Origin of the sequence: Vibrio sp. Evd11, from assembly GCF_900382755.1 — a bacterium.
Lineage (GTDB): Bacteria > Pseudomonadota > Gammaproteobacteria > Enterobacterales > Vibrionaceae > Vibrio > Vibrio lentus.
In genome coordinates this window covers 1-23,816 of record NZ_OSDX01000014.1, presented here as the reverse complement: position 1 = coordinate 23,816, position 23,816 = coordinate 1, and the positions used below count along the sequence as shown (strand labels likewise).

Below are 23,816 nucleotides of genomic sequence, written 5' to 3'. Positions count from 1 at the left end.
GCCACTCTTTACGTAACTACATTGTTGGTCAGCGCTTTAATCATAGAAATCCCCAAAAACATGACACAGCTTTTACAAAACTATGGCGATATTCAGATAAAGTTCCGACTCGATAGGTGTAACTAAATGTAACAGACCCTTGAGGCTTCAATGAATCATAAACGCGTTAAGATGCGTGACCATAAAATCGAAGTAAACTTATTCAAAAACCGTGTAATCGTGGCGTTTTGTGGGATCTTACTGTTCACTCTCGTCTTAGTCGCCAACCTGTACCGACTTCAAGTCGACAATTTTGAAAGCTATCAAACTCGTGCGGATGGCAATAGAATCAAAGTATTACCTATCGCGCCAACTCGCGGGCTAATTTACGATCGTAATGGTGTGTTGCTTGCCGAGAACAAGCTTGTATTTAATCTGACGATGATTCCCGAGCAAACAGATGATGTCGATACCATGCTCGCCAAGCTAGACAAATACATCCCGCGTGATGTTGAGCAGATCGCTCGATTCAAAAAACGTTATCACAACACGCGCCGTTTCAAATCTGTCACTATATTAGAGAACCTAAGTGAAGAAGAGATTGCTAAGTTCTCGGTGCACCAGTACCAATTCCCCGGCTTATCGATTGATACGAACTTAAAACGTTTTTACCCAAATGGAGAGGTGCTGACACATGTCTTAGGGTATGTGGCACACATCAATGATAGTGACCTAAAGAAGCTAGAAGAAAAAGGCATCGAAGCGAATTATCAAGCGACTACTATTATTGGTAAGCTCGGTGTCGAACGCTATTACGAAGATATCCTACACGGAACCAAAGGCTATCAAGAAGTTGAAGTAAACAGCCGCGGCCGCGTCGTAAGGACGATCAAATACGTTCCCCCTGTCGCAGGCAAAGACATCGTGCTTAACATCGACCTTGATTTGCAAAAATACGTTTTCAAGCAACTTGATCACCGAACCGGAAGTGCGGTAATTCTCGATCCGAAAGACAACAGTGTACTGGCGATGGCATCTAGCCCAAGTTATGACCCTAATCTATTTGTCGACGGCATTTCGAGTAAGAATTATCGAACTCTACTCAATGACCCTGCCCACCCGTTGGTTAACAGAACAACTTTGGGCGTTTATCCCCCAGGTTCAACGATAAAGCCCTTCATGGCTGTTGCAGGTTTGCAGGAACATGTCATTTCCGAAAATACGATTCGCAATGATCACGGTTCATGGCAGATTCCCGGTTCTAAACCTAACTCTAAAGCGTGGAGAGACTGGAAGCGTTGGGGCCATGGTCCGGTGGATGTCACACAAGCGATTGAAGAATCCGTTGATTCCTTCTTTTATCAAACCGCCTTTGATTTAGGGATCGATCGTATTTCAAGTTGGATGAATCGATTTGGTTTTGGTGAACCCACCGGGATCGATATCTACGAAGAAAGTAACGCCAACATGCCAACCCGAGAATGGAAAATGGCTCGTTATCGAACGCCTTGGTATCAAGGTGATACAGTCCCTGTTGGTATCGGGCAAGGCTATTGGACGTCGACTCCTCTACAATTAGCAAAAGCAACGTCTGTTTTAGTCAATCACGGAAAAGTGATGCCTCCACATATCCTAAAGGCGACGTTAGAACACGGAGAAGATTTTGATAAACAGCACGTTGTTGATCCTCAACCTATGCCGTCGATTGAGGAAGTGCCAGACAAAATATGGGATATACCGATTAACGCGATGCGATTAGTGAACCACGGGAGTCGTGGTAGTGGTAGACGTGCATTTAAAGGCGCTAACTATATCAGTGGCGGTAAATCCGGTACTGCCCAAGTATTTGATCTTGCAAAGGACCAGGTCTACAACTCTAAAAAGCTCGCAAGGCACTTACTCGACCATGCTCTGTATACCGCGTTTGCACCTTACGATAACCCGGAATACGTTGCGACAGTGGTAATTGAACACGGTAATGGTGGTTCAAAAGTCGGAGCGCCTTATATCCGAAAAGTGCTCGATTATGCATTTGAGCATAAAAGCGGCCAGAACAAAGATAACTCCTAATACCAAGAAAGCCCCACTCTAGATTCATAGTATGGGGCTTTTTATTTTAGGGTTTCATTAAACGTAGCTAGAAACTCCGTTAGGTTACGAGCTTCTCAATACATGCCATGCTTCGCACAATGTCTGAAACTTAGCCGTGTTGCCCTCGTCCCTATCTGGATGCCAACGTAGTGCGAGGCGTCGCCATCTTTTACGAATCTCTTGTTGAGTCGCATCTAATGGCAACTCAAACAAACTGAGTGCATGGCTTCTCTCCATATCCGTTTCACTGCCACCAACAAACCTTTTGTATCGAGTCCAAAACTCATTCAACAACCTTTTGACTTCACCCTCATTCGCTTCATAGTTAAGCCAGTTGATGTAGTAGTCACGCAATGGATCTTGAAGGTCGATGGTATGAGTGCTGCCATGATAACGGCCGCTCATCAGTTCAATGTCCATAGCTTGAACCTGCAACCAACTGTCTGGATACAATGTCTCTTGCAATTGATAGAGGGCGTTCATAATTAAGAAGTTTTTCTTAAACAGCTCTTTTTCAGGTACGGGATCTAACACTGGTACCAAACCGAGATCTTTGAGGTGTGCCGCCAAGGTATGCACTTTCCATCCACTAGGCTTTTGCTCAAGCACTTCCATAATTGGCCAAAGCAACGGGTTTTCCATATGTGCTTGGAAATTAGGGCTAATATCCTGATGACTTGGTGAATCTGGATTGTCTAACATAATAAAGTGAGCCGTTGCCATATGCATTTGAGTGTCTTATTAATTGAAAGCGATTTACGACAGTTTGTCGAGTTTCAAATCAAATAAACATCAATCCGTTGCACCAGATATACAAAAGGCCAGCATTACGCTGGCCTTCAAGAATATACAGTTCAACTTATATGAACTTTAACTGATTAGATAACGCCAAGCTCTCTTAGACGTTCCATTAGGTATTCATTTGCCGTGTACTTCTCAGACAGAACCACTTCTGGTTTCGGGTGAAGGAAAAGAGGCAAAGAAATTCGAGACTTTTCTTGGCGAGCACCTGATGGGTTGATTACACGGTGAGTCGTTGATGGGAAATAACCACCAGACGCTTCTTGCAGCATGTCACCGATGTTGATGATCATGTTACCGAAATCACATGGCACATCAATCCACTCATCATTCTGAGCTTTAACTTGAAGGCCAGGCTCGTTCGCAGCAGGAAGAACAGTCAGTAAGTTGATGTCTTCGTGTGCTGCTGCGCGGATAGCACCTGGTTCTTCATCACCTTGCATTGGTGGGTAGTGAAGAACGCGAAGCAGCGTTTGTTCGCTACCATTAATCATTTCAGAAAGCGCGATTGAGAACTTCTCTTGTACTTCTTGAGGTGCATGTGCTTCAACCCAACCTAATAGCTCTTGAGCAAAAGCATTAGCACGTTGGTAGTAATCTAGAATCTGTTCTTTTAGCTGTTCAGGAATCTGACCCCAAGGGTATACGTGAAAGTACTCTTTGATGTCTTTTACAGTGTGGCCCTTAGCAACTTCAGACACTGAAGGTGGAAAATATCCATCTTGTGTTTCAACATTAAAGCGGAAGTTCTCTTTCTCTTCAGAAATGAAGAATTGGTACCAGTTCTCGTAAATTGACTCAACAAGCTCTTTTGGGATCGGGTGATTCTTAAGAACACCAAAACCCGTTTCACGTAGAGAGCGAACAAATTGTTCTGCTGCGTCGTCAGCAAGGTAATCGACAGTTTCCAGTTTCATGACTTTTCTTTCTTGTTATGTAGTGATGCAACGATTTTAAGGATCGCTTTGTTGTAAATCAAACTTTTGTGAAACTCTCGCAACCGTTTGTCTAGATACTGGGCGATAACGCTAGTTTTCAACAAATATGGTGATTAGAGCACAATTGAACACTGTTCATTATTGTGTAACTATACATGAAACTTATACAGGATCTGATGATGACAATTACGCCACTTGCTCAAAATAGACCTCTACTCTCACTAACTGCTGTCTATCTTGTTATCTTTCTCTTTTCAGCCTTTGCTCCGTCTTCAAGAGCTGTTTGGATCGCTGAGATTGTCCCTGCTCTCGGTATTCTTGTCGGGATATGGTGGTTATCCACCAAGCTTACCTTTTCAAAGACGGCTTACGTCCTGATGTTCATCTGGTTGGTTCTGCATACGATTGGTGCTAAGTACACCTTCGCTGAAGTACCTTTTGATTGGTTTAATAATCTGATTGGCTCTGAGCGTAATAACTTCGACCGCGTGGCGCACTTTTCGATTGGCCTTTACGCTTATCCGCTCGCTGAATATTTGATTCGTAAGAAATTGGCTCAACCAGTGTTGGCGTGTTTCTTTGCTCTGTTTGCCATCATGAGTGTTGCAGCAGGTTATGAGATTATTGAGTGGTGGTACGCGGAGATTGCAGGTGGTGATGAAGGTATCGCATTCCTTGGTTCACAAGGTGATATTTGGGACGCGCAGAAAGATATGCTTTGCGACACCACCGGAGCAATAGTCTCGCTAGTGATTCTTAAACTTCAAGGTCGAGTCAGAACTTATTAATATTAGCCTTTGAATCTGAACTTCAATACCAGATTTGAAATGCCACACACATTATGTACCGTGGCATTTATTCTTCTCTATTACTTCATTGTTACCTTGCCACCCACAAACTTGTATGCTGGCGTACCTCGAACCAAGGTATCTCGCGCAAATTCAATTCCGCACTTAGGGCATACGCATGGCTCTGTCGTGAAATCTTCGACTATGCGTTCCTTAAAGCACTTTACGAGCGCACCTTTGCCGCCTTTTCGATACTTGAAAAGTTGCGTCTTACATTTAGCGCAGAATATCTCAACCGTTTTGGTCGGTTGTTTCTTGTTAGGTTTAGCCATAGAAGTTAGTGATTGTACTTATTATTTCTTAAGTTTAGGGGCGACAAGAACCAAGCTTATCCCAAGTAAAATGACAGTCGATGAGATAACAAATTGCATGGTAACAGGTTCAGATAACAACAAGACACCGCCAAGTGTCGCGATAACTGGAACAGAAAGCTGTGCAATCGATGCGACGACGGTATTCAGCTTTTTCACCACGTAATACCATAAGCTATATCCCACACCAGAAGCCACTGAGCCCGACAATATTGCGTAAATCAAACCTTGTTCAGTGATGGATATTTGCGATGCCACACTAGGGATAACAAGTAACAGGCTTATTAACACAAGGATCGCCAACGAGCTAAATCCAAAGTTGGCTGTCGTAGATTGCAACGCGTTTGTGGATTTCTTACCCGCCAATGTATAAATCCCCCAGCCAACTCCAGCCAGAGTCATCAATATGATGGAGGTTATATCTGGCGAACTTGTCGATTCCGTCGGCATGAGTAAGTAAACGAGCCCAGAAACTGACAACAAACAACCACACCACTCTAACAATGACATTCTGTTGCCAGCTAACAGGTGTGCGGCAATCATCGTGAATTGAACCGCGACAAACAGGACCAAAGCACCAAGCCCCGCCCCTAGCGTTAAATAGGCAAACGAGAAGCCGAACATGTAAACAAGTAACGCCACTATGGCAGTTAGATCAAACTGAGAACGAACCTTGGTATACGTCGATGTGTTGTTGACCGTTTTATCTTGTTTGCGCTTAGCGCTTGAAGATAAGGTTAATAAAATCAACAGGGCAAACGCACCCGATATGATACGCACGATCGAGAAACTCAAAGGATCAATCGTTTGATCCATCAAAGCCCAACGACACAACACTGAATTGGCAGCAAATGCCACCAGCGTAATAAATATGATAATCACCGTTTGCATCGTGTTGTCCTAATCAAGTTATCTCTGGTTTCAATCAACGTCAGGTTTAACCCAAACTTGGCTAAAGTCGAACCAACCGAGTGCATTACACTTTGCGTTCTGCAGCGTACCGCATTGGTCTTTGTTTACACCTAGCCAACAGTGGAACATCGGGATCAACTGATTGCTTTGCACAAGTTGCTTACCTAATTGTCTTGCTGGGAATTGCTCAAACTCGCCTGAACGCCAACGATCAATCATGTGACACCATTGGTCGAAGTCTTCTGCTGGGCTGGATTCATCAAGAAAACTGTAATCCATTAACCAACCGGCCAGCGCATCATCTCTATTGTTGGCAATCCCCATTGGGTTAATCCAAATATCAACATTGTCGGCGTGTGGAGGATCCGTTTCGTAACCGAAAAGCTCGACATCAACATTATATTGCTTCAACACAGTGACGATTGCTTTAGCGAGCGTTGGAAACATCGGATGTTGGCATTGATACGCCAATCTCACGCTTGGTTTAACGCTTGCTGGTGGACAAACTGGCGTTTTTAACTTGATGTCATACCAACCCGGTTTGATTCCGTAAGCATGCAGCACACCCAAGTCGATAACCGTCTCTTTCGGAATATGCACAAACAGATCTGAAGCGTTCAAAGCATTTGATAAAAACTCTGCCCATGCTGGATCTTGTGCGATACCCTTCTTTCTATTGAGTAGTAAATACGTACAGCCCGGATCAAGTTCAACTTCATCGCTGTCACCACGGTCTGCCATTACCGGTTTAGAAAGGCTTGGGTAAACCATTGATGAATAAGCCTCATCGACCACCCAAACTTCAACGCGATCAATCAGCGGCCTAAAACCAAAGTATCCGTTGAAAGCCGTTAACACCAGTTGCTTCTCATCGTTCTTTTCAATGCGATAAGGGCCAGTACCAATCGGTCGAATATCGTAGTCTTCACCACGTAAAATCATCGGCAAGGTCACTTTAGCGACCGATTCGGTAAGCGCGAGTGGGAAGTACTTATCTGGACGCGTTAGAAAAACATCAACCACGCAATTGGCCGGTGATGAGACATCTTTAATATGTGAGAACATATTGAGCGGTTCGAGCAAAAGAAGCGTATCCACAACGTGGCTTGTTAACAGCGGTTCTCCATTATGAAAACGAACGCCCGGCCTTAGAAAGAATCGCCATTGGTAATCGTTAATCTTTTGCCATGAATGAGCAAGATCAGGCTGCAGCTGATCGTTCTCATCGAGGCGCGTTAACCCACTGAACACCTGACACGTGATGTGCTGCTCAGATCTTCGCATTGATTTCGTTGGGTTAAGCATGGAAAGTGGACGGTAGTAAGGCAAACGAATAACTTGTTCACCTTCTTGATACTGTACGCCCAAGTAATTTTGAATAACTTGAGTAAGCTTGGCTGCATTGTGGTCAAGTACCGACAGTGCTTGGCCAATTTTACCTTCTTCTAAGTAGCGGCGTGCTAGGTTTTCGCTTACGTCACAGCGATTCTGCTTAAAGATAAGCTGAGACAACTTACCTCGACCCGCTGCGGGTAACCACTCTACCCAACCCTCTTCTTCGAGTTTGTTAAGCACCATTCTGGCATTACGACGCGTACAACAGAGCACATCTGTTATGTCGTCGAGCTGAACATCAGAATCTTTACCATCGAAATATTCGAACAGGGTTTCAAATTGAACGCGAAGTCTTGGGCTACTCATAAAGAGGAAAACTTATTCAAAGGATATTGAATTCAGTTTCCCTATTTTATGAGTCAAAATCAATCGAACTTATCAGTTTTTACGAAGAGATTACGAATGTGACTTGATTAAGTGGACTTAATAGAAAGTCAAAAACCGAATTAAATTCAGTTATAACGTATGGTTACATTACATCGCAGCCGATTTCAGTGGCGATATCACGGAGCTGTTGTTCATTGTCTAATTTAATCGACCATTTACATTCTGAACCGTTGGCAGAAATAACGTTTGCCCCTTTTCCGATCAGTTGAATCGCATCAACTTGCGCTTGCAGTGTAACTCTATGCTCACCATCTAAACGAACAACCAACTCATGTGCCGTTGCAATAACTTTTCCACTTTTAAAGGTTATGACCATGGATTTCTCTGACTAAAATAAACAGTTTGTATATGAGGTTAATAAGCTGGGGGTGTAATGATTCCTATCCCCAGCCTTTGCTATCGAATTAGCGTTTGTGCTTCTTCACTGCAATGGTTAAACGGCTCGTACATACCAAGCGTTGACGCTCATCAGTGATGTTTATCTGCCATACTTGGGTGGACACACCAAGGTGAATGGGCTCGGCAGTGCCAATAACAAGCCCTTCACGCATCGAGCGAACGTGGTTTGCGTTAATATCTAGCCCAACGCAATAGTAGCCTTCTGGTACACAGAAATTAGCCGCCAATGAGCCAAGTGTTTCAGCTAAAACTACCGATGCGCCACCATGAAGCATGCCCAGCGGTTGGTGCGTAAAATGACAAACCGGCATGGTCGCCACCAAGGAATTATCGTTGACCTCAGTGTAAACAATGTTGAGGTGCTCAATTAAGGTATTTTTTGAGGTCGCGTTGAAGGTATCTAGGTCAACGGGCTTTTTCCAAATACTCATGTGGGTTCCTTAATTATTGACTTTGTTTGTGCGTAAGCTGCTTTATTTACACGAATGGAGATCTTAACGATAACAATCGTTCTTAAGTACAATAGTTATCTTACAACTATTAGTTATTACGCAAGTTGATGTTAACATGCATAAAAACCGAATACACAGAGGATATTGTATGACGTCATGGATGAAGTTTACCTCGCTTCTCACACTAGCAGGCCTGACCGCATGTAGCGCTTCCCCTACAGGAAGAAACCAACTGCTGCTTTTTTCAGATCAAGATATGTCTCAGCTTGGAGCACAATCTTTTGAGCAAATGAAGAAAGAACAGCCAATCAGTAAAGATGCAAAAACCAACGCTTATGTTCAGTGCGTAGCGAACAGTATTACTCAACACATCCCTAAGCAAGGCTTTAGTGAATGGGAAGTCGTTGTTTTTGATAGCGACCAAGTGAATGCGTTTGCCCTACCTGGTGGAAAAATTGGCGTATATACTGGTTTACTCAATGTTGCAGTTAATCAAGACCAACTCGCAACGGTTATTGGACACGAAGTAGCTCACGTTCTCGCTGACCACAGTAATGAGCGTCTATCTCAGTCTCAAATCGCTAATACTGGCCTATCTATTACTAGCGTCGCGTTAGGCGCATCAGAATACAAACAGTATCAGGGCATGACGATGGCTGCGTTAGGCTTAGGTGTTCAATACGGTGTTGTTCTACCTTATGGCCGAACTCAAGAGTCTGAAGCCGATATTGTAGGCTTAGAGTACATGGCTCAAGCTGGGTTCGATCCAAAACAAAGTGTCGATTTGTGGCAAAACATGGCGAAAGCATCAGGTGGGAACCAACCACCCGAGTTACTTTCTACGCACCCTTCCCACAATACGCGTATCAAAGATCTGCAAGCCAAAATAAAAACGTTACCTCAATCTGGAACATCAAGACCAAATTGCAAAGCATAACCTGATGCTAGATTAAATTCAGAGCCTCAAATACAGAAACGCCCTATCCATATTGGTTAGGGCGTTTTTAGTACATCAAGCTAATGAGTTATTCAGATAGCGTTAACTCTTGAATTATGTACCTAAAATTTGTAACGGTAGGCTGAGTAACTGATCGCCAGTTGATGCAAAGTACCAGATAACGCCGATTAAACTGCTCACTAAGCCCACATACCAAAGGAATGATACGACTTGGCCATATTTGTCTAATGGCAATAAATGACTGTGGTGACGCCCTTTCCATTCGAATAGGATTTCAACACTGCCCATGATCAATAAGAAACCAAATAAGGTTAAGTTCAACTGATAACTCAGCACGACGCCAGCAACCGCTGCTGCCACGCAAAGTACAATACCAAGAACGCTGTTCATTGAAAAACTGATACTTTTCAACACATGACCGCCATCAAGAGGCAAAATCGGCAGTAGATTGAACAGGTTTAACAAGGCATTAAATACCGCAAGCCCAGCAAAGAACATCTCGCCAGTCGCCCAATACAACACCATAAATATCAACGACAATATCAAGCCAAACAATGGCCCCATGATCGAGATAACCACATCTTGCCATCGTGTATTGATCTTTTCGTCGGATAACGCCAAGCCACCTAAGAATGGAATTAAATAGATGCCTTTGGTCTTCATGCCAAAGTATTTCATTGCTCTGATATGACCGTATTCATGGAACATAAGACAAGCGATCAAGGCAAGCGCGAACTGAATTGAAAATAGCCATGAGTAAGCCGCTAAACTCGCAGAGGCAAGTACCACCTTAATTAACTTGGCACTCTTGAGGGCTTTCATACCCAACGACACTAACCCGATTAAGCTAAAACGCTTCTCAGGCTTAGGTGCTACAACGGGAGTTTGTTGCTCAATATCTTTAGTATTGCGATTGCCTTCGGTGATGGTTTGGCCATTAACAGACGCTTTGTACGTCATCTCAAATGGTTGCCATTGAACCAACGCCTCAACGTGACACTGCAACGTTTCTTCTCCAGATCGGAGCGTAAATGTATGCGTTCTCGCATCACCTTGATCTGTCGTTGCATCCAACTGAGAGACCAACGTGTTATCCCAAAATAACTGTTGCCACCCTGCCATTGACCCCTCTAAACGAAGCGGTTTACCAAGAAACTCTATCGCGAGTAATTCCAAACTAAAATTCCAATTTAATGACTTTCTAAATGAACCAACATTATGCCGATTTAGCGATTAGCGGTAAACATAAACAAAGTTGTTACATATTGAGCAGTTGAACACTATTTGTACCAATGAGATACACAATCATTCTGGTCACACCTCCAACCACCAATAAACCATTGATTGTAGTTATATTATTAGTGTTAAAGTCCCGCCCCTTAAAAATATAACTTCACAAAATAACAACTCATTCTTTGACTTTATATGAAATATGAATTTAACATGCCGTTTACATTAGAGCTTAAACACCAACAATGCTCAGTGTGTTTTCAACAATAAGAATGAGATTTGATGCCCTAGGAGGGTCACGGATGAAAACAATACAACGCTCTCTCGTTTCGCTTTCTGTGCTATTTGCATGTAATTCACTTGCGGCTGGTTTCCAAGTTGCTGAGCATTCTGCTTCAGGTCTTGGTCGCGCATTTTCAGGTGAAGGTGCCGTAGCCGATAACGCGAGTGTGCTAGCGAGAAACCCCGCCGCAATGACCCTATTTGATACAGCCCAATTTTCAGGCGCGGTTTCTATCGTTGATCCCGAGGTAGACGTTACTCAAACCAAAATCAATGACAACGACTTCAACCAAAAATCATCAGATGTAGCTCCTTTACAAATTGTCCCTGCTGCTTATTACATTAGTCCTATCAACGAAAAATGGGCTTGGGGGATTGGCATGTTCACGACTTACGGAGTAGCTACTGATTACCCAGATGACATCTATGCCGGTGATCTAGCTGGTGATACATCTCTAGTGTCAGTTAACTTAAACCCCAATATTGCTTACAGAATCAATGAAAGTTTTAGCGTTGGTGCAGGTGTCAACTTCGTTTATGCAGAAGCTGAACTCAACAGGCATAAAGGTAGTCTTGCTGCCGGTGGTTCACCTAGCGATAAACTCATTTCTATGACAGGGGAAACTTTCGCTTTTGGCTGGAATATCGGTGCCTTATATGAACTGAACCAGCACAACCGTTTTGGTTTTGGTTACAGGTCATCCGTTGAACTCGATTTTGATGACGGTGAGTTCACAGATTACACGGGCTTGAAGATGGCGAATGGCGCACCAGGAAAAACCACCGGTCGTTTAGAAATCGAACTTCCTGACATTTTCGAACTATCTGCTTTCCACCAACTAAATGATGCTTGGGCTATACACTACGGTTGGCAGTTAACTAAATGGAGTAAGTTCAAAGAGTTAAAAGCCACTAGTTCAGATTGTAAAAACAATGAGTGTTTCTTAAAGACAGAACATTACGAAGACAATCAGAGATGGTCTGTAGGTGCAACCTATATGGTTAACTCAAATTGGACGCTACGTGCAGGTTTGGCTTATGACGAACAAGCCGGTGAAGCCACACTAAGCATCCCAGATAGTGACCGTATGTGGTACTCAGCAGGCCTAACGTATTCTGTGTCAGAAAATATGACTTTGGATGCCGCGTTCGCATTAGTACAAAGTGAAAGTGGCTCATTTACCGAAACCGATGCGTTAGGAAACAAGTTTACATTTGACGCCGAGGGCGTTGCTTACCTTTCAGCGATACAACTTAACTACACCTTCAACTAACCGTACGGGAATAATTACATGAACAACAAATTTTCTTTATCTCTCGTATGCTCGGCATTACTACTTACGGGCTGTGGGGACAATAGTGAAAGCTCTGGTGATTCAACAGCGGCACCTTATTCAGATGCAATCAACCAATCATTAGCTAGAAGTTCAAAAATTAGCTTCACTCTTCTAGGTAATGAAGCGGATGTTCCTCTTCCTTCGTTTTTCTTGTTCGATACCAACGATCACACTCTAAACATTCCGTTAGATGCAAATTCTACTGGTCTGCTGAATGATCCAAAAGTAGCAATGGGAGAAGCTGATGGTTGGAGTACTATCATGCCATTCACTATCAATGTGAATCTTCCAAGTGATAGGACGCTGAAGAATGATGTCGTAATGATGGGAACGACACCGTATAGCGCACACTTAAATGATGGCGTAAAAGTGGCTAAAGTGGATGTTGATCTGAGCACCGGTGTCATGTCTAACTTTACTGCGCTAACTGCTGGAGTTGACTACTTAGTGGCATCTAGCGATTTTAAGACGATACAAGTTTTACCTCTTAAAGGTTTAGATCCTAGCTCTGACTACATCTATGCACTAACTGACTCAATTGTTGATAGCGCAGATGAACCACTAGGAACATCAAGCTCCTACGCGTCTTTAAAAACGACAGATATAGACCAAGCAGGCTCGCTCGATTTACCACAAAAAATCATCCATCAAGTTGAAGCTTTATTCGCTGGCTATGGTGAAGTGTCAAGTTCAGATGAGATCATCTATTCATCTTGGTTTACTACTGCGTCGGCAGGTAACGTAATGCAAAATACCAAAAACGCGTTAGCACTAGGGTATGAGTCAACCCAATCTCAGATTTGGCAAGGCAGCGCCAACCCGAACAATATTGATGCAGATATGCTCAATAGCCTTTACGAGATAGAAATTGATACTGCGAGCCAAATTCCAAATACCATGGCATTTGATACCGCACTAAGTGTTGATCCATACGCAAAAGTGGTACTGGGAACAGATGGCATTAATACCCTTACCACCAATTATGCTGATTTAAAGTTAACGGGCAGCGAAATCACGGTCTACCGTGCTAAAGTTAAATTGCCGTATTTCCTATCTAATGACACAGAGAACAGTGGTTGGAAAACTCAGCCTTGGCGCAGTGGCATGCCGAGTGTCCTCAAGATCCTCAAAGTTCTAACGTCTGGTTCGGACGCAGACAAAGGTGAAATAGCAAGGCAACTATTTGTACTGGGTATCACTGACCCAGCGACTCAACTACTCGATGCAAACTACCAAAAGAACCTAGTTGGTACGGAGCTGACCTTAGCGGACGGCTCTCAACTGGACCCAGAACGAATATTAACCAAATACAGTGCAGTTCCACAGATTCGCTCTGTTGAAAGCATTGATGTCATTATGTTTATCCCTTCTGGTGGCCCTGTCGGTAACAGCCTGCCAGTACTTCAATACCAGCACGGTATTACCAGTTTAAAAGAGACCAGTTACGCTTTCGCGTTGCAGCATATTGCGGGCGCAATCCAAACCGGCCAGCAACCTTATGCCATTGTTGCGATTGATCAACCGCTGCATGGTCAGCGAGGTCTTGGACAAAATGGAGAAGTCGTGACTACGCCAAACACACCGACTGTGTACATGAACCTTGAGTACTTACCGGTTGCCCGTGACAATATTAGACAAAGTGCGATTGATGGCATTGGTTTGAGGCTTGCGCTCAATAACGGTACTGGTGCACCATTTAGCTCTTTAGATACGAGCAACGTATCTTTGATGGGGCACTCTATTGGTGGCATTACCGGCATTAGTTCTTCAGCAGTAGCCAACACCAAGATTGATGCGAAATTCGGCATAACGGTTGATGACGAACTTGCTTATAAAGCGACAACGTTAGCGAATCCAGGCGGTGGTATCGGTCCATTCTTACTTGAATCTGGCTCATTTTCCGGAACAATAAAGCATACGGTAATAGGTGCTCAAGTCACCGCCTATCAAAACTATTATGCCGTCAATTGTTATAACAAAACGCCGGCGGTTGACGGTGGTGATTGCTTTGATGATTTCTATGCAGCGGTCAGTGACTCGAACGCAAGTGATGAACAAAAACAAACAAAAGCCGTTGTTGATGCAACGCTCACGTCATTCACTTATGCGGCGCAAACCGTGTTAGACAATGTTGACCCGATTAACATAGCGACACTTATGTCTGGCCCTGTACTTGGCATACAAGCAGAAGGTGATGAGACAATACCTAATACGACTCAACTGCCTACAGCTGGCACACAAGCTCTGTTTAGCAAACTTGAGTTAAAGAACAGTGTTAATCATTCTACAGGCCAATTATTGGCGTCTTACTTTGCTCGCACTTCATTTGCTGAGCATAGTACTGTGATTGCACCACAAAAATCTCACCTACCTGCCGAAGACGACAGTGCCGCGCATGAAGAAATGGTGTCACAAATTGTGCAATTTAATCTCACCCAAGGTAATGCAACGGGTAGCTTAGTCGTTAACCCTGCACTGCTTGATGCAACGATTGATTAGCAACAAGTAACTAATGATTAAAAGGCAAATAGCCCAGATCATTAAGCCAAGTTATAACTTATTCATGCCAGCCTTCCCGCTGGCATTTTTGTCTCTGTCGTTCGAACAAATCCCCTAGTTAACCGTTTGCATAAACCTTTAAAACACAAATGGTTGATCTCAGCTAAAATTAATCAAGACAGAATACCGTACGACCTCTTTCTTTATTGTAAATAAAGTGGATAATAGCCCCGTAATTTAATACCTAATAAATGTGAGTCCATTATGTCTTCTGAAGCTACGATGCTAGAACGCTGCCAATCTAAATGTGAACTATGTGGTTCTGATTCTTCTCTTACTGCATACGCAGTGCCGCCACACAGCCACGTAACAGTGGATCACGGCATCATGGTATGTGACAAATGTCTTGGTGAGATCGACGATCCTAAAGATATCAACCACTGGCGTTGCCTAAGCGACAGCATGTGGAGTCAAGAAGTGCCAGTTCAAGTAACTGCATGGCGTCAACTTACTCGTCTGAACTCTGAAAGCTGGGCTCAAGACGCGCTAGACATGATGTACCTTGAAGAAGAAACGTCAGTTTGGGCACAAATAGGCATGTCTGCTGATGATAAGCCTCTTGATGTGAACGGCGTTGAACTTAAAAAAGGTGACGACGTAACAGTAATCAAAGACTTGCCAATCAAAGGTACTAACCAAGTGATTAAGCAAGGTACTGTTATCCGTGGTATCAGCGTTGGTGACGATCCTAAGCTTGTTTCTGGTAAAACAAACGGCGGTCAATCAATGTACGTAATCGCTGAGTTCTGTCGTAAGAAGTAATCTTACGGTAAGAAAGTGATAGAAAACGAAAAGGCGCTGATTAGCGCCTTTTTTACACCTGAAATTCTTACAACTTGAAGCTATCAATAAGGTGCTCTCGATAATTCTTGATGACCGACACCAAAGAACCTTTTATTCCGCTGATTTGTTTTGAGTGCGGACACCATAATGCAAAGCCAAACTTGAAACCTTCTACCATTTGTTGGGAACGAATAGGTTCTATCGAATACTTTGAAAACTCCAAATCAGTAAAAAATGCTTTAGGTAACAATGACCACCCCAACCCTTCTTCGAGCATTTTGATAATCAAAACCAGTTGGTCGATTTCTTCATAATCAGAGCTCACAATAATCTTTTCTGACATCCCTTCTTCAATCAAAGATCTCAATACAAACTGCTTCGAATTGCGGAGTGCCACAAGGACTTCATCTTTGCTCAAGGTAGATAACTCTCCACCTTTTTGCGCAAATGGAAAGAATTCGAAATGCCCTAGAAAAGTGGCATCTAAACTGTGCATAGCACGGCTATCATGAACATTAACCAAGCCAAAGTGGTAATCGCCAGTCTGTAACCCTACTTTAATTTCTTTCTTATTCTTGACGAGGAAATTTACTCTCATCATCGGAAAGTCGTGTTTTAACTGCTTACGAATATCCACCAGCACACGTTGAGGAATCACACTAGAGTAAGCAATCGTAATGTTTTCTAATCCACCAGAGGACAGGCTCAACGCAACCTTGTCAAAAGTTCTAGCTTGTTCAATCGTCTGTTTCGCGTAGTGATAAAGAAGGTGCCCGTCGTCGGTTGGCTCGACAGAGCGGCCAACTCTTTCAAAAAGATTGACTGCGAGATGATCTTCCAAGTTAGTAATAACTTGTCCAATAGTCGTTCTGTGCTTGTTAAGCTTTACTGCTGCTTTACTAAATGACTGTTGCTCATAAACGGTCACAAACGCGAGAAGTTGTTCAATACTAAAATTCATTCGATCGCACTGGCTTTCTTGAGTATCTCTTTAAGTTATCACGAAATGCTCTGTTTGCACTTTTTGAGGACAACAAAGACAAATCAGATCGACTATACGAGCGTGATCTGTCTAATTTGTAATCATTACCCATCTATACAGACCATAGTTTCCTGTTTTTGATGGATCCAATCCTCTATAAGCGATTATCCAAATTGTGCCAACTGCTTTATCGTTCTGCCTATCAGAACGAATAGAGAACAAGACCATGAACACAATGCCACATGAACTCGTGTGGGGTGAAATCTACTTCCCACCGCTGTTACTGGTTATCGCGCTCGCTTATATGCTGACGATTTTGACGGGTTCAATAGCAACCAAGTTCGGACTGCACAAATATGTCGCCTTTCCTGCATTAGCAGAAATAAGTCTAATTGTGATTTTTACTGGCGTGATTGGCCAATTCATTCCCTTCTTATAAGGCCTTACCTTGATAAAACGTTACCTCATCACATTACTATTATTTGTTGCTGCAGGCTCTGTGGTTTATAGCTATTACCAATCTTATACAAGTAACCCTTGGACGAGAGACGGGCAAGTCAGTGCCTACATAGTGTCTATTACTCCTCGTGTCACCGGACAAATCATCAAAATCCACGTAGATGACAACTCTCAAGTGTCTAAAGGCGATCTACTTTTTGAGATCGACCCTAGTATTTATAGAGCGGCTTACAACAAAGCACTAGCGACACAAAAACAAGCGCTTGCTCTACTTGCGAAAGCAAAGAATGAAGAGCAACGTGCAGCGAACCTAGAAAAGAGAACCCCTGGTGCCGTGCCCGTTTTAACGTTGAACAACTTAAGCAATGCTGTTGAAACTTCATCAGCGAATGTTCAAGTAGCCAAAGCCAATGTTGAAGAAGCACATTTGAATCTCGAATTTACCAAGGTCTATGCGCCTACCAACGGATACATTACTAATTTTAACTTACGTGTTGGATCGCAAGTGGTTGCCAACTCACCTGTGGTTGCGTTGATCGATGAGGATAGCTTTTGGATTGAAGGTTATTTTAAAGAAACCGACCTTGTTGGGGTCAATCCACAAGACAAAGCGTTTGTCACTCTCATGATGCACAACAACGTCCTGTTGAAGGGTCACATCAAAAGTATTGGATTTGGTATTGCTAAACAAGATGGCAGCACTGGCAATGATCTTCTACCTAACGTGAACCCAAACTTCCAATGGATTCGTCTTGCTCAGCGTATTCCGATTAAAGTGAAGTTAGATAATGTGCCTGAAGACCTACAACTTCGTGTCGGGATGACAGCTTCAATCAAAATTATCAAATAGTTGGATGGCTTTTATGTTCAATGCATCAACCAAAGAAGCAATTAAAGCGGCGCTCTCAATCGTTATCGCAATCTGCCTTGCGCTGTGGTTTCAATGGGAGAAACCTTATTGGGCTGCAATAGCGGTTGCCGTAATGGCATTGAACGAGAGTTTTGCTCATTCAATCAATAAAGGCCACAACCGTTTAATGGGCACCTTATTAGGAACTGGTTATGCCTTTTTCTTGATCGCGATGTTTTCGCAAGATCGTTTTCTGTTCCTGACGTTTTTTACCTTGTTTCTAGGAATATGTATCTTCATGTCGAGTGATGAAAAGTATGGGTACATCTTTTCAATAGGATTCGCTGTGTGTTCCATCATCGCGAGTATGGGTGGTTTCGATAGTCAGGTGACGTTCTACTTTGCGGTATTACGGATACAAGAAACTCTGCTCGGCGTGATAACGTTCTCTATTGTGTATCGCTTAATTTGGCCGGTAAACACGGAACAAAACTTTGTACAGCGCTTTGAAGCAAGCAGAGAGACATTGTTAACCGCAATGCGTAACACCGACAGCTTAGATATAGAAGCCTTAGAATCCAACACTGCGAATATTGATAAGCTCTACCAACTGCTAGATTTACCATTAAACGGCAGTTATCACCTTAAAGAGAATATTCATGACTGGCGTTTGAGAATCCATGAAATGGCTCATATTCAGGCTCGACTGCTTGAACTCGCCTCAGATGAACTGACTCAAGCTATTGACTGGATCGCTCTCACCCAAAAAATGGAAAAACTGAAGTTAATCGCGCCAAACCAGTCATTGATTGGTGATGTATCGTATGTGGTCGGTAAGAACCAAGGAGTTTCTTGGCACCACGAACATCGCACCTTTGTTCAACATTTGAATGAGGATGGGAGAAAAGTCTTACAAGGTGTCTCGATGTTCGTAACATCGCTATTGGTTTGGATATATCTACCTGTACCAGGTGGTTTTATCTTCCCAATGATTGCAGGTGTGTTTTCTTCCATGCTACCGACCATGCCACCAAGTGTTATAAAAGATGCTTTTTTCGGTGTGATCGGCACCGGTACCATTATTTTGCTTCAATACATATTTATCATGCCAATGATGAGTGAACTTTGGCAACTCGCACTTTTTTATTTCGTTAATAGCGTAGTGATATGGAAGGCATTCGCAACACCTAAGCTTATGATTCATAGGATACTTGGTATTAACCTGCTCGTCGTGCTTACTTCTGGCGCTCTAAACCTAACGCCGATATACCAGATTGAAACGCCATTGCTTATGTTGACCACGATCCTGATTGTCTTGATGATCGCCAAGCTGTTTACTGACCTCTTTAGAGTAAAGAGCACTGCTTAACTTAAGCGTTAACAAGATCTTTTGAGAACAGAATGACAGACACAAAAAAGCGCAATTAAGCGCCTTTAAAAATCTCTTTTTACCGATTCAATATCAGTTATTTCTTAACCAAACATCTTGGTTTTTAGATGCTTTCTTCTTTTTCTTCTTGCCTGTACCAGCCGGTGGCGCAACGGGTTTTAATGCAGCAACAAGTGCAGCGGTTGCTTCTTTATCCACTTCAAAGCCTTCAATTTGCTCACGCTCAAGACGAATTTTGTTCTTCTTCTCGATGATAGTGAAGTGATGGTAGTCTTCGTGATCGATCAAAGACAATGCTAAACCAACCTCACCCGCACGACCACTTCGGCCAATACGGTGCATGTAGTCTGATGGGCTACGCGGTAAATCAAAGTTGATAACAACTGGAAGCTTTTCGATGTCCAGACCACGAGCAGCGATGTCTGTCGCGATTAGAACATCAATCTCGCCAGATTTAAAATCTTCTAGGATACGAGTACGTGAACCCTGACCTTTATCACCGTGGAATACTTCCGCAATGATACCGCGCTTGTAAAGCTTGTCTGCCAAATGTTCACAGCTGTTCTTCGCATTCACGAAGATCAGGGCTTGGCGCCATTCGTGTTGTTGAATCAGGTGCGCTAACAAAGCTGTCTTGCGGCCTTTTTCGACTTCGAATACTCGCTGAACTAGCGTGCTCGCATTAGCACTTTGAAGTTGGACTTCAATTGGGTCGTTCAGTAATTCGTGAGTCAGCGTTTTAACTTGCTCAGGGAAAGTCGCAGAGAACAACAGAGTTTGCTTCTTGCTTGGCAGAAGTTTCAAGATCGCATCAAGTTCTTCTGTAAAGCCAAGACTCAACATACGGTCAGCTTCATCAAGCACTAACGTTTTTACTTTATCGAGTTTGATAGCGTTGCTTGAGATTAGGTCAAGCAAACGACCCGGCGTTGCCACCAAGATGTCTGTGCCGCCACGTAGCGCTTGCATCTGAGTGTTCACCGATACACCACCGAATACACAAACAGTTTTGATTGCACCGTTGAAATGTACTGCGTAAGACTTAACGCTATCGGCAACTTGCTTAGCAAGCTCACGTGTAGGAACCAAGATAAGGCCAGAAACATAGTTACCTTTGCCCGAACGACGGTCTAAAGGTGCATCTTCATGGATCTTTTGTAACAGTGGAAGTGCAAATGCTGCGGTTTTACCTGAACCTGTATTTGCGCCTGCAATTAGGTCGCGTCCTGCTAACACACTTGGAATAACTTGCGCTTGGATAGGCGTTGGCTGTTGGTATTCAAGCTCGGTTAAACGAGCCATCAAAGGAGAAATTAAGCCAAGATCGGAGAAGTTGGTTGGTGCTGTGGTGTTAGTCATTAATTGCAGGAACTCAAAGCTAAAATAATAGCGCGCTATATTAACGTATTTCATCAGTATTACGTAACTAAATCGCCCGTTTATCCCTTGTTTCAGTGGTTAAGGCCCACCAAAACAAGCAAGAGATGAAGTAAACGGTATTAGAAGTGCTCTAATCATCGTCCCAGCTTCATCTCAATGTCGCTTATCTTATTGGATTGTCACTCGTGTAACACCGTTGCTCTTGCAAAACGGTCATCCTTACAATTTAGTTCAACCACCCTGCTACCGTTTGTTCCGGCACATACGAGTTAGGCTCGGTTAACCACACGGCCACGGCATCTGGCGTGGCGACTAATGGATCAAAATCGACATTGAATTGCCATTTGGATTCGCCGCGTTGGTAACCATCGTAAACCACCACAAAATCATGTTCGAGTTTCTTACCTCTGTTCTCACCTGCTTTAACGCTAGTGACTTCGTTCATCGCCAATAAGGCAAGATGAGCCACATAATCCCCTTTGCCTTCGTAACTTACACTGAACGTATCGCCTTTATGATTGACGGTTAGCTTAGGGTTACTTTGTTGTTGGAGCGAAGGGAGATTTCTATCGAGCCAATTAAAGTAACCACGCCACTCTTTTCCATCAACGATAAAGCCCGGAGTATAAACGCCACTTGTTACTCCATAAGCTTTGTACAAGCGTTGCTTCTGACTGAATGCCTTGCTCGCAAACTTATCTCCCCACCCTAGGTAATCCCAGTAGTCGACGTGATAGGCAAGCGGAATGACTTGTGTCCAAAGATTAGGGTCGTCTTCAAAAGTACTGAGGTAAGCATCAGCAGGCGGACAACTTGAACAACCTTCAGAGGTGAACAGTTCGATAACCTGCGCAGGTTGGCCTTCATTACTCCAGGTTTGTGCAAACGACACAGAGGAATAAAAGCCGATCGGTAAGGCAAGTAAACAGAGTTTAATCAATGGTGGGTTGCATTTGGCGTGTGACATACAGAGATCCTTGTACAAAGCGAATTTACTGGCGCTCAAATACAGACCGTTATGCCTAAATCTTTCTTTCAGGTGATGAGTTTCTTTCAGGTGCTTAGTTTGCGAAGGGATAGAGTTTATTGCAGATACAAAAACGCCAGCTTCAGAAGCTGGCGTTTTCTTAAAATTCTATATTTTACATGTTAACGCTAAAATTAACGGTTAATACCGATATCGCGTTGCATGTGACCAGATAGGTCGCTTGCGTAGTAACTACGTGGAGAGTTGTCTACGAAAAGAATATCGAAAATGTGTGCAATCAATCCTTTGAAGTTAACCGAGTAGGTCTTCTTATCCATAGAGTTAGGAACAGCGATAGTATTCATTTGCATTGCTTGAGCCATGATTGCCTCTCTATAAATTTGTTTATGTGGTTCGTTCTGATGACAAGAATAATAGGTGATCTTTTGCAGGTTAAAAAATGACTAAAATTAGATATTCGAATTAGTTTTTCTAATAAAACAAACCATTAACAACCCTAAGAAATACATATGCACAATGGGTGAGTATAAATTCAACATGATGCAAAAATCATGCATTTAGTACAAATAACCCCCAAACAAAAGTGGCCAATGTCACAAAAATTTTACATAAATAAATTTCCCACTTCATCGACCACGTATCCCTTATCGAGTTTTCGATAAGTTATATTTGTTTTAATTTACTTGTTCAATGTCTGGCTTCTTTGCATAAATCGACGCTATAACCGCAATCGTCATAGTAGAAATCAGTACTGCTAACGACCAATACGTTGGAATAGCCCATTCGCTGTCGACCAGTAGCATTTTCACGCCAATGAAGACCATGATGAACGCCAATGCTGGCTTCAAGTAGATGAACTTATCCATCATGCCTTGCAGCACAAAGTACAGAGAGCGAAGGCCAAGTAATGCAAATACGTTTGCAGCAAGTACCAAGAACGGTTCTTGTGTCACCGCAAAGATAGCTGGAATCGAATCCAGTGCAAACATCACGTCCATGACGGCAATCGCGCCAATCACCAACATCATTGGAGTGAACGCCCATTTAACGCCCTGTTTAACCATTAACGCAGGACCATGGAAGTCCTCGGTGACAGGCATAATTTTACGAAGTAACTTCTCAGGCAGTGTGTTAACACTCTCTTCTTCGCCCTTGTCTAACGCCAGTTTGATACCTGTACCAATCAAGAACGCCGCAAACACGTAAAGCACCCAGTGGTATTCAGCCAACAACTGCGCACCTAATGCGATCATAATTGCACGAAGCACCAATGCACCGATTACTCCCCAAAGAAGCGCACGCGGTCTTAGATGCTCTGGAACTTGGTATTGAGCAAAGATCATCGCGAATACAAACAGGTTGTCTACGCTCAATGATTTTTCTAACAAGTAACCGGTAATGAATGACACCGTTGCTTTTTGTGCGGTGTAGTCACTATTTGGAGCATAGATGTCCCAAAATAGGTAGATAGAACCTGCAAACAAAAACGCGAGTACGAACCAGAAAACGCTCCAAATTGCCGCTTTCTTAATGGTTACACTGCCACCACGAGTTTGATAGATATCAATAGAGACGAGAATTACTGTCAGCAGGAAAAAGCCCACATAAGTCGTCATGATTGGCGATGAAAAAAAGGATTCACTATTGGTAGATAATAGAGATTGAGTTGAGTTCATTATTCCTCCGGGCGGAAGAACTGTACAAAGACCTTCCGCAAACAAAGCATATCAAGCTCCATTACGGATCTTGACTGTGATTGCGTTGGTCTCGTTGAAGTGAAATATGGGATTTCACCTTTACATACCGGATAGACTCTTGGCCTAACGAGATGACGATATGTAAACTTGCGCTAACTACTCCCCAAACGCGTGGATAATATTCCCCTATTTATGTTTCGTCTAGATAAATTTGTTCTAAAAAAGAAAAAAGGAGCAAAAGCTCCTTTTTCTATTACCGCTGTTTTATCAAAATGACACACACATTGATTCTAAGAATACCACTCACGTGTTCACCCTAGATGAATGCTTAGTGATACTTGAAACGAATGATATTTATTAGTCTCCTAAAAGGTTAAAACCACCGACTTTAGTCGGTCAGCTTTAGCT

General features: G+C 43.1%; 22 protein-coding genes. 9 read left to right on the top strand and 13 right to left on the bottom strand.

What is annotated here, in order from left to right:
• Positions 1–150: 150 nt before the first annotated feature.
• Entirely contained in the window at positions 151–2,049 is a 1,899-nt protein-coding gene (gene mrdA / locus ED652_RS08415; protein ID WP_122054315.1) for a penicillin-binding protein 2, read from the top strand.
• 84 nt (positions 2,050–2,133) lie between these two features.
• Here the strand turns inward: mrdA and ED652_RS08410 are convergent, their stop codons facing one another.
• Together ED652_RS08410 and ED652_RS08405 are read right to left on the bottom strand one after the other, a co-directional pair.
• Positions 2,134–2,772, bottom strand: coding sequence for a DNA-J related domain-containing protein (locus ED652_RS08410; protein ID WP_122054395.1), 639 nt, complete (start codon positions 2,770–2,772; stop codon positions 2,134–2,136).
• 176 nt (positions 2,773–2,948) lie between these two features.
• Complete coding sequence (locus ED652_RS08405; protein ID WP_029223686.1) at positions 2,949–3,788, bottom strand: isopenicillin N synthase family oxygenase; 840 nt, start codon at positions 3,786–3,788, stop codon at positions 2,949–2,951.
• Between the two features lie 200 nt (positions 3,789–3,988).
• Between ED652_RS08405 and ED652_RS08400 the strand changes: the two genes are divergently transcribed.
• Positions 3,989–4,597, top strand: coding sequence for a DUF2238 domain-containing protein (locus tag ED652_RS08400; RefSeq protein ID WP_029223685.1), 609 nt, complete (start codon positions 3,989–3,991; stop codon positions 4,595–4,597).
• Between the two features lie 80 nt (positions 4,598–4,677).
• Here ED652_RS08400 and ED652_RS08395 read toward each other — a convergent pair whose 3' ends face one another.
• The 5 genes from ED652_RS08395 to ED652_RS08375 all read right to left on the bottom strand — a co-directional run bounded on the left by ED652_RS08395 (position 4,678) and on the right by ED652_RS08375 (position 8,492).
• Complete coding sequence (locus ED652_RS08395) at positions 4,678–4,929, bottom strand: hypothetical protein (protein WP_122054313.1); 252 nt, start codon at positions 4,927–4,929, stop codon at positions 4,678–4,680.
• 21 nt (positions 4,930–4,950) lie between these two features.
• Positions 4,951–5,859: a DMT family transporter gene (locus ED652_RS08390; RefSeq protein WP_122054311.1), complete on the bottom strand. Its 909-nt coding sequence runs from the start codon at positions 5,857–5,859 to the stop codon at positions 4,951–4,953.
• A gap of 30 nt (positions 5,860–5,889) precedes the next feature.
• On the bottom strand, positions 5,890–7,581 hold the full coding sequence (locus tag ED652_RS08385; protein WP_102325913.1) for an SgrR family transcriptional regulator: 1,692 nt from the start codon (positions 7,579–7,581) through the stop codon (positions 5,890–5,892).
• Between the two features lie 163 nt (positions 7,582–7,744).
• Complete coding sequence (locus ED652_RS08380; protein WP_076678655.1) at positions 7,745–7,978, bottom strand: DUF3389 domain-containing protein; 234 nt, start codon at positions 7,976–7,978, stop codon at positions 7,745–7,747.
• Between the two features lie 88 nt (positions 7,979–8,066).
• Positions 8,067–8,492: a hotdog fold thioesterase gene (locus ED652_RS08375; RefSeq protein WP_065675336.1), complete on the bottom strand. Its 426-nt coding sequence runs from the start codon at positions 8,490–8,492 to the stop codon at positions 8,067–8,069.
• Between the two features lie 169 nt (positions 8,493–8,661).
• Between ED652_RS08375 and ED652_RS08370 the strand changes: the two genes are divergently transcribed.
• Positions 8,662–9,450, top strand: coding sequence for a M48 family metallopeptidase (locus ED652_RS08370; RefSeq protein WP_065105722.1), 789 nt, complete (start codon positions 8,662–8,664; stop codon positions 9,448–9,450).
• A gap of 114 nt (positions 9,451–9,564) precedes the next feature.
• Here the strand turns inward: ED652_RS08370 and ED652_RS08365 are convergent, their stop codons facing one another.
• Positions 9,565–10,647 carry a site-2 protease family protein gene (locus ED652_RS08365; protein WP_017108057.1) on the bottom strand — a complete coding sequence of 361 codons (1,083 nt, stop codon included), beginning with the start codon at positions 10,645–10,647 and terminating at the stop codon, positions 9,565–9,567.
• A gap of 356 nt (positions 10,648–11,003) precedes the next feature.
• Between ED652_RS08365 and ED652_RS08360 the strand changes: the two genes are divergently transcribed.
• From ED652_RS08360 to ED652_RS08350, 3 genes are all read left to right on the top strand, one after another.
• The gene (locus tag ED652_RS08360; protein WP_122054309.1) at positions 11,004–12,257 is read left to right on the top strand and encodes an outer membrane protein transport protein; all 1,254 of its coding nucleotides are present in this window, start codon (positions 11,004–11,006) and stop codon (positions 12,255–12,257) included.
• An 18-nt stretch (positions 12,258–12,275) separates the two neighbouring features.
• On the top strand, positions 12,276–14,819 hold the full coding sequence (locus ED652_RS08355) for a VolA/Pla-1 family phospholipase (protein ID WP_122054307.1): 2,544 nt from the start codon (positions 12,276–12,278) through the stop codon (positions 14,817–14,819).
• A gap of 264 nt (positions 14,820–15,083) precedes the next feature.
• A complete protein-coding gene (locus ED652_RS08350) occupies positions 15,084–15,641 on the top strand; it encodes a PhnA domain-containing protein (protein ID WP_122054305.1) in 558 nt (185 codons plus the stop codon).
• 67 nt (positions 15,642–15,708) lie between these two features.
• Here ED652_RS08350 and ED652_RS08345 read toward each other — a convergent pair whose 3' ends face one another.
• The gene (locus ED652_RS08345; protein ID WP_102518427.1) at positions 15,709–16,623 is read right to left on the bottom strand and encodes a LysR family transcriptional regulator; all 915 of its coding nucleotides are present in this window, start codon (positions 16,621–16,623) and stop codon (positions 15,709–15,711) included.
• Positions 16,624–16,870: 247 nt separating this feature from the next.
• On the opposite strand from ED652_RS08345, the gene ED652_RS08340 reads away from it, so the two are divergent.
• The 3 genes from ED652_RS08340 to ED652_RS08330 are packed head-to-tail and all read left to right on the top strand — an operon-like array spanning position 16,871 to position 19,322.
• Complete coding sequence (locus ED652_RS08340) at positions 16,871–17,083, top strand: DUF1656 domain-containing protein (RefSeq protein WP_122054303.1); 213 nt, start codon at positions 16,871–16,873, stop codon at positions 17,081–17,083.
• 9 nt (positions 17,084–17,092) lie between these two features.
• Positions 17,093–17,953 carry an HlyD family secretion protein gene (locus tag ED652_RS08335; protein WP_065112986.1) on the top strand — a complete coding sequence of 287 codons (861 nt, stop codon included), beginning with the start codon at positions 17,093–17,095 and terminating at the stop codon, positions 17,951–17,953.
• 13 nt (positions 17,954–17,966) lie between these two features.
• Positions 17,967–19,322, top strand: a complete 1,356-nt coding sequence (locus ED652_RS08330; RefSeq protein ID WP_122054302.1) for an FUSC family protein — start codon at positions 17,967–17,969, stop codon at positions 19,320–19,322.
• Between the two features lie 93 nt (positions 19,323–19,415).
• On the opposite strand, the gene ED652_RS08325 is transcribed toward ED652_RS08330, so the two are convergent.
• The 4 genes from ED652_RS08325 to ED652_RS08310 form a co-directional block, all read right to left on the bottom strand.
• Positions 19,416–20,702 carry a DEAD/DEAH box helicase gene (locus ED652_RS08325; protein WP_122054393.1) on the bottom strand — a complete coding sequence of 429 codons (1,287 nt, stop codon included), beginning with the start codon at positions 20,700–20,702 and terminating at the stop codon, positions 19,416–19,418.
• 247 nt (positions 20,703–20,949) lie between these two features.
• Positions 20,950–21,690, bottom strand: coding sequence for a DUF1223 domain-containing protein (locus ED652_RS08320; RefSeq protein WP_122054300.1), 741 nt, complete (start codon positions 21,688–21,690; stop codon positions 20,950–20,952).
• A gap of 194 nt (positions 21,691–21,884) precedes the next feature.
• Positions 21,885–22,073 (bottom strand): hypothetical protein, encoded by a 189-nt coding sequence (locus ED652_RS08315; RefSeq protein WP_010429554.1) that lies wholly within the window; start codon positions 22,071–22,073, stop codon positions 21,885–21,887.
• Positions 22,074–22,385: 312 nt separating this feature from the next.
• Positions 22,386–23,387, bottom strand: coding sequence for a TerC/Alx family metal homeostasis membrane protein (locus ED652_RS08310; protein WP_065105712.1), 1,002 nt, complete (start codon positions 23,385–23,387; stop codon positions 22,386–22,388).
• Positions 23,388–23,816: the final 429 nt, after the last annotated feature.

What these genes read in the sequence shown, in the direction of transcription:
- mrdA (WP_122054315.1), top strand. Translation starts at nt 151, where the DNA reads ATGAATCATAAACGCGTTAAGATGCGTGACCATAAAATCGAAGTAAAC.
- ED652_RS08410 (WP_122054395.1), bottom strand. Translation starts at nt 2,772, where the DNA reads ATGTTAGACAATCCAGATTCACCAAGTCATCAGGATATTAGCCCTAAT.
- ED652_RS08405 (WP_029223686.1), bottom strand. Translation starts at nt 3,788, where the DNA reads ATGAAACTGGAAACTGTCGATTACCTTGCTGACGACGCAGCAGAACAA.
- ED652_RS08400 (WP_029223685.1), top strand. Translation starts at nt 3,989, where the DNA reads ATGACAATTACGCCACTTGCTCAAAATAGACCTCTACTCTCACTAACT.
- ED652_RS08395 (WP_122054313.1), bottom strand. Translation starts at nt 4,929, where the DNA reads ATGGCTAAACCTAACAAGAAACAACCGACCAAAACGGTTGAGATATTC.
- ED652_RS08390 (WP_122054311.1), bottom strand. Translation starts at nt 5,859, where the DNA reads ATGCAAACGGTGATTATCATATTTATTACGCTGGTGGCATTTGCTGCC.
- ED652_RS08385 (WP_102325913.1), bottom strand. Translation starts at nt 7,581, where the DNA reads ATGAGTAGCCCAAGACTTCGCGTTCAATTTGAAACCCTGTTCGAATAT.
- ED652_RS08380 (WP_076678655.1), bottom strand. Translation starts at nt 7,978, where the DNA reads ATGGTCATAACCTTTAAAAGTGGAAAAGTTATTGCAACGGCACATGAG.
- ED652_RS08375 (WP_065675336.1), bottom strand. Translation starts at nt 8,492, where the DNA reads ATGAGTATTTGGAAAAAGCCCGTTGACCTAGATACCTTCAACGCGACC.
- ED652_RS08370 (WP_065105722.1), top strand. Translation starts at nt 8,662, where the DNA reads ATGACGTCATGGATGAAGTTTACCTCGCTTCTCACACTAGCAGGCCTG.
- ED652_RS08360 (WP_122054309.1), top strand. Translation starts at nt 11,004, where the DNA reads ATGAAAACAATACAACGCTCTCTCGTTTCGCTTTCTGTGCTATTTGCA.
- ED652_RS08355 (WP_122054307.1), top strand. Translation starts at nt 12,276, where the DNA reads ATGAACAACAAATTTTCTTTATCTCTCGTATGCTCGGCATTACTACTT.
- ED652_RS08350 (WP_122054305.1), top strand. Translation starts at nt 15,084, where the DNA reads ATGTCTTCTGAAGCTACGATGCTAGAACGCTGCCAATCTAAATGTGAA.
- ED652_RS08345 (WP_102518427.1), bottom strand. Translation starts at nt 16,623, where the DNA reads ATGAATTTTAGTATTGAACAACTTCTCGCGTTTGTGACCGTTTATGAG.
- ED652_RS08340 (WP_122054303.1), top strand. Translation starts at nt 16,871, where the DNA reads ATGAACACAATGCCACATGAACTCGTGTGGGGTGAAATCTACTTCCCA.
- ED652_RS08330 (WP_122054302.1), top strand. Translation starts at nt 17,967, where the DNA reads ATGTTCAATGCATCAACCAAAGAAGCAATTAAAGCGGCGCTCTCAATC.
- ED652_RS08325 (WP_122054393.1), bottom strand. Translation starts at nt 20,702, where the DNA reads ATGACTAACACCACAGCACCAACCAACTTCTCCGATCTTGGCTTAATT.
- ED652_RS08320 (WP_122054300.1), bottom strand. Translation starts at nt 21,690, where the DNA reads ATGTCACACGCCAAATGCAACCCACCATTGATTAAACTCTGTTTACTT.
- ED652_RS08315 (WP_010429554.1), bottom strand. Translation starts at nt 22,073, where the DNA reads ATGGCTCAAGCAATGCAAATGAATACTATCGCTGTTCCTAACTCTATG.
- ED652_RS08310 (WP_065105712.1), bottom strand. Translation starts at nt 23,387, where the DNA reads ATGAACTCAACTCAATCTCTATTATCTACCAATAGTGAATCCTTTTTT.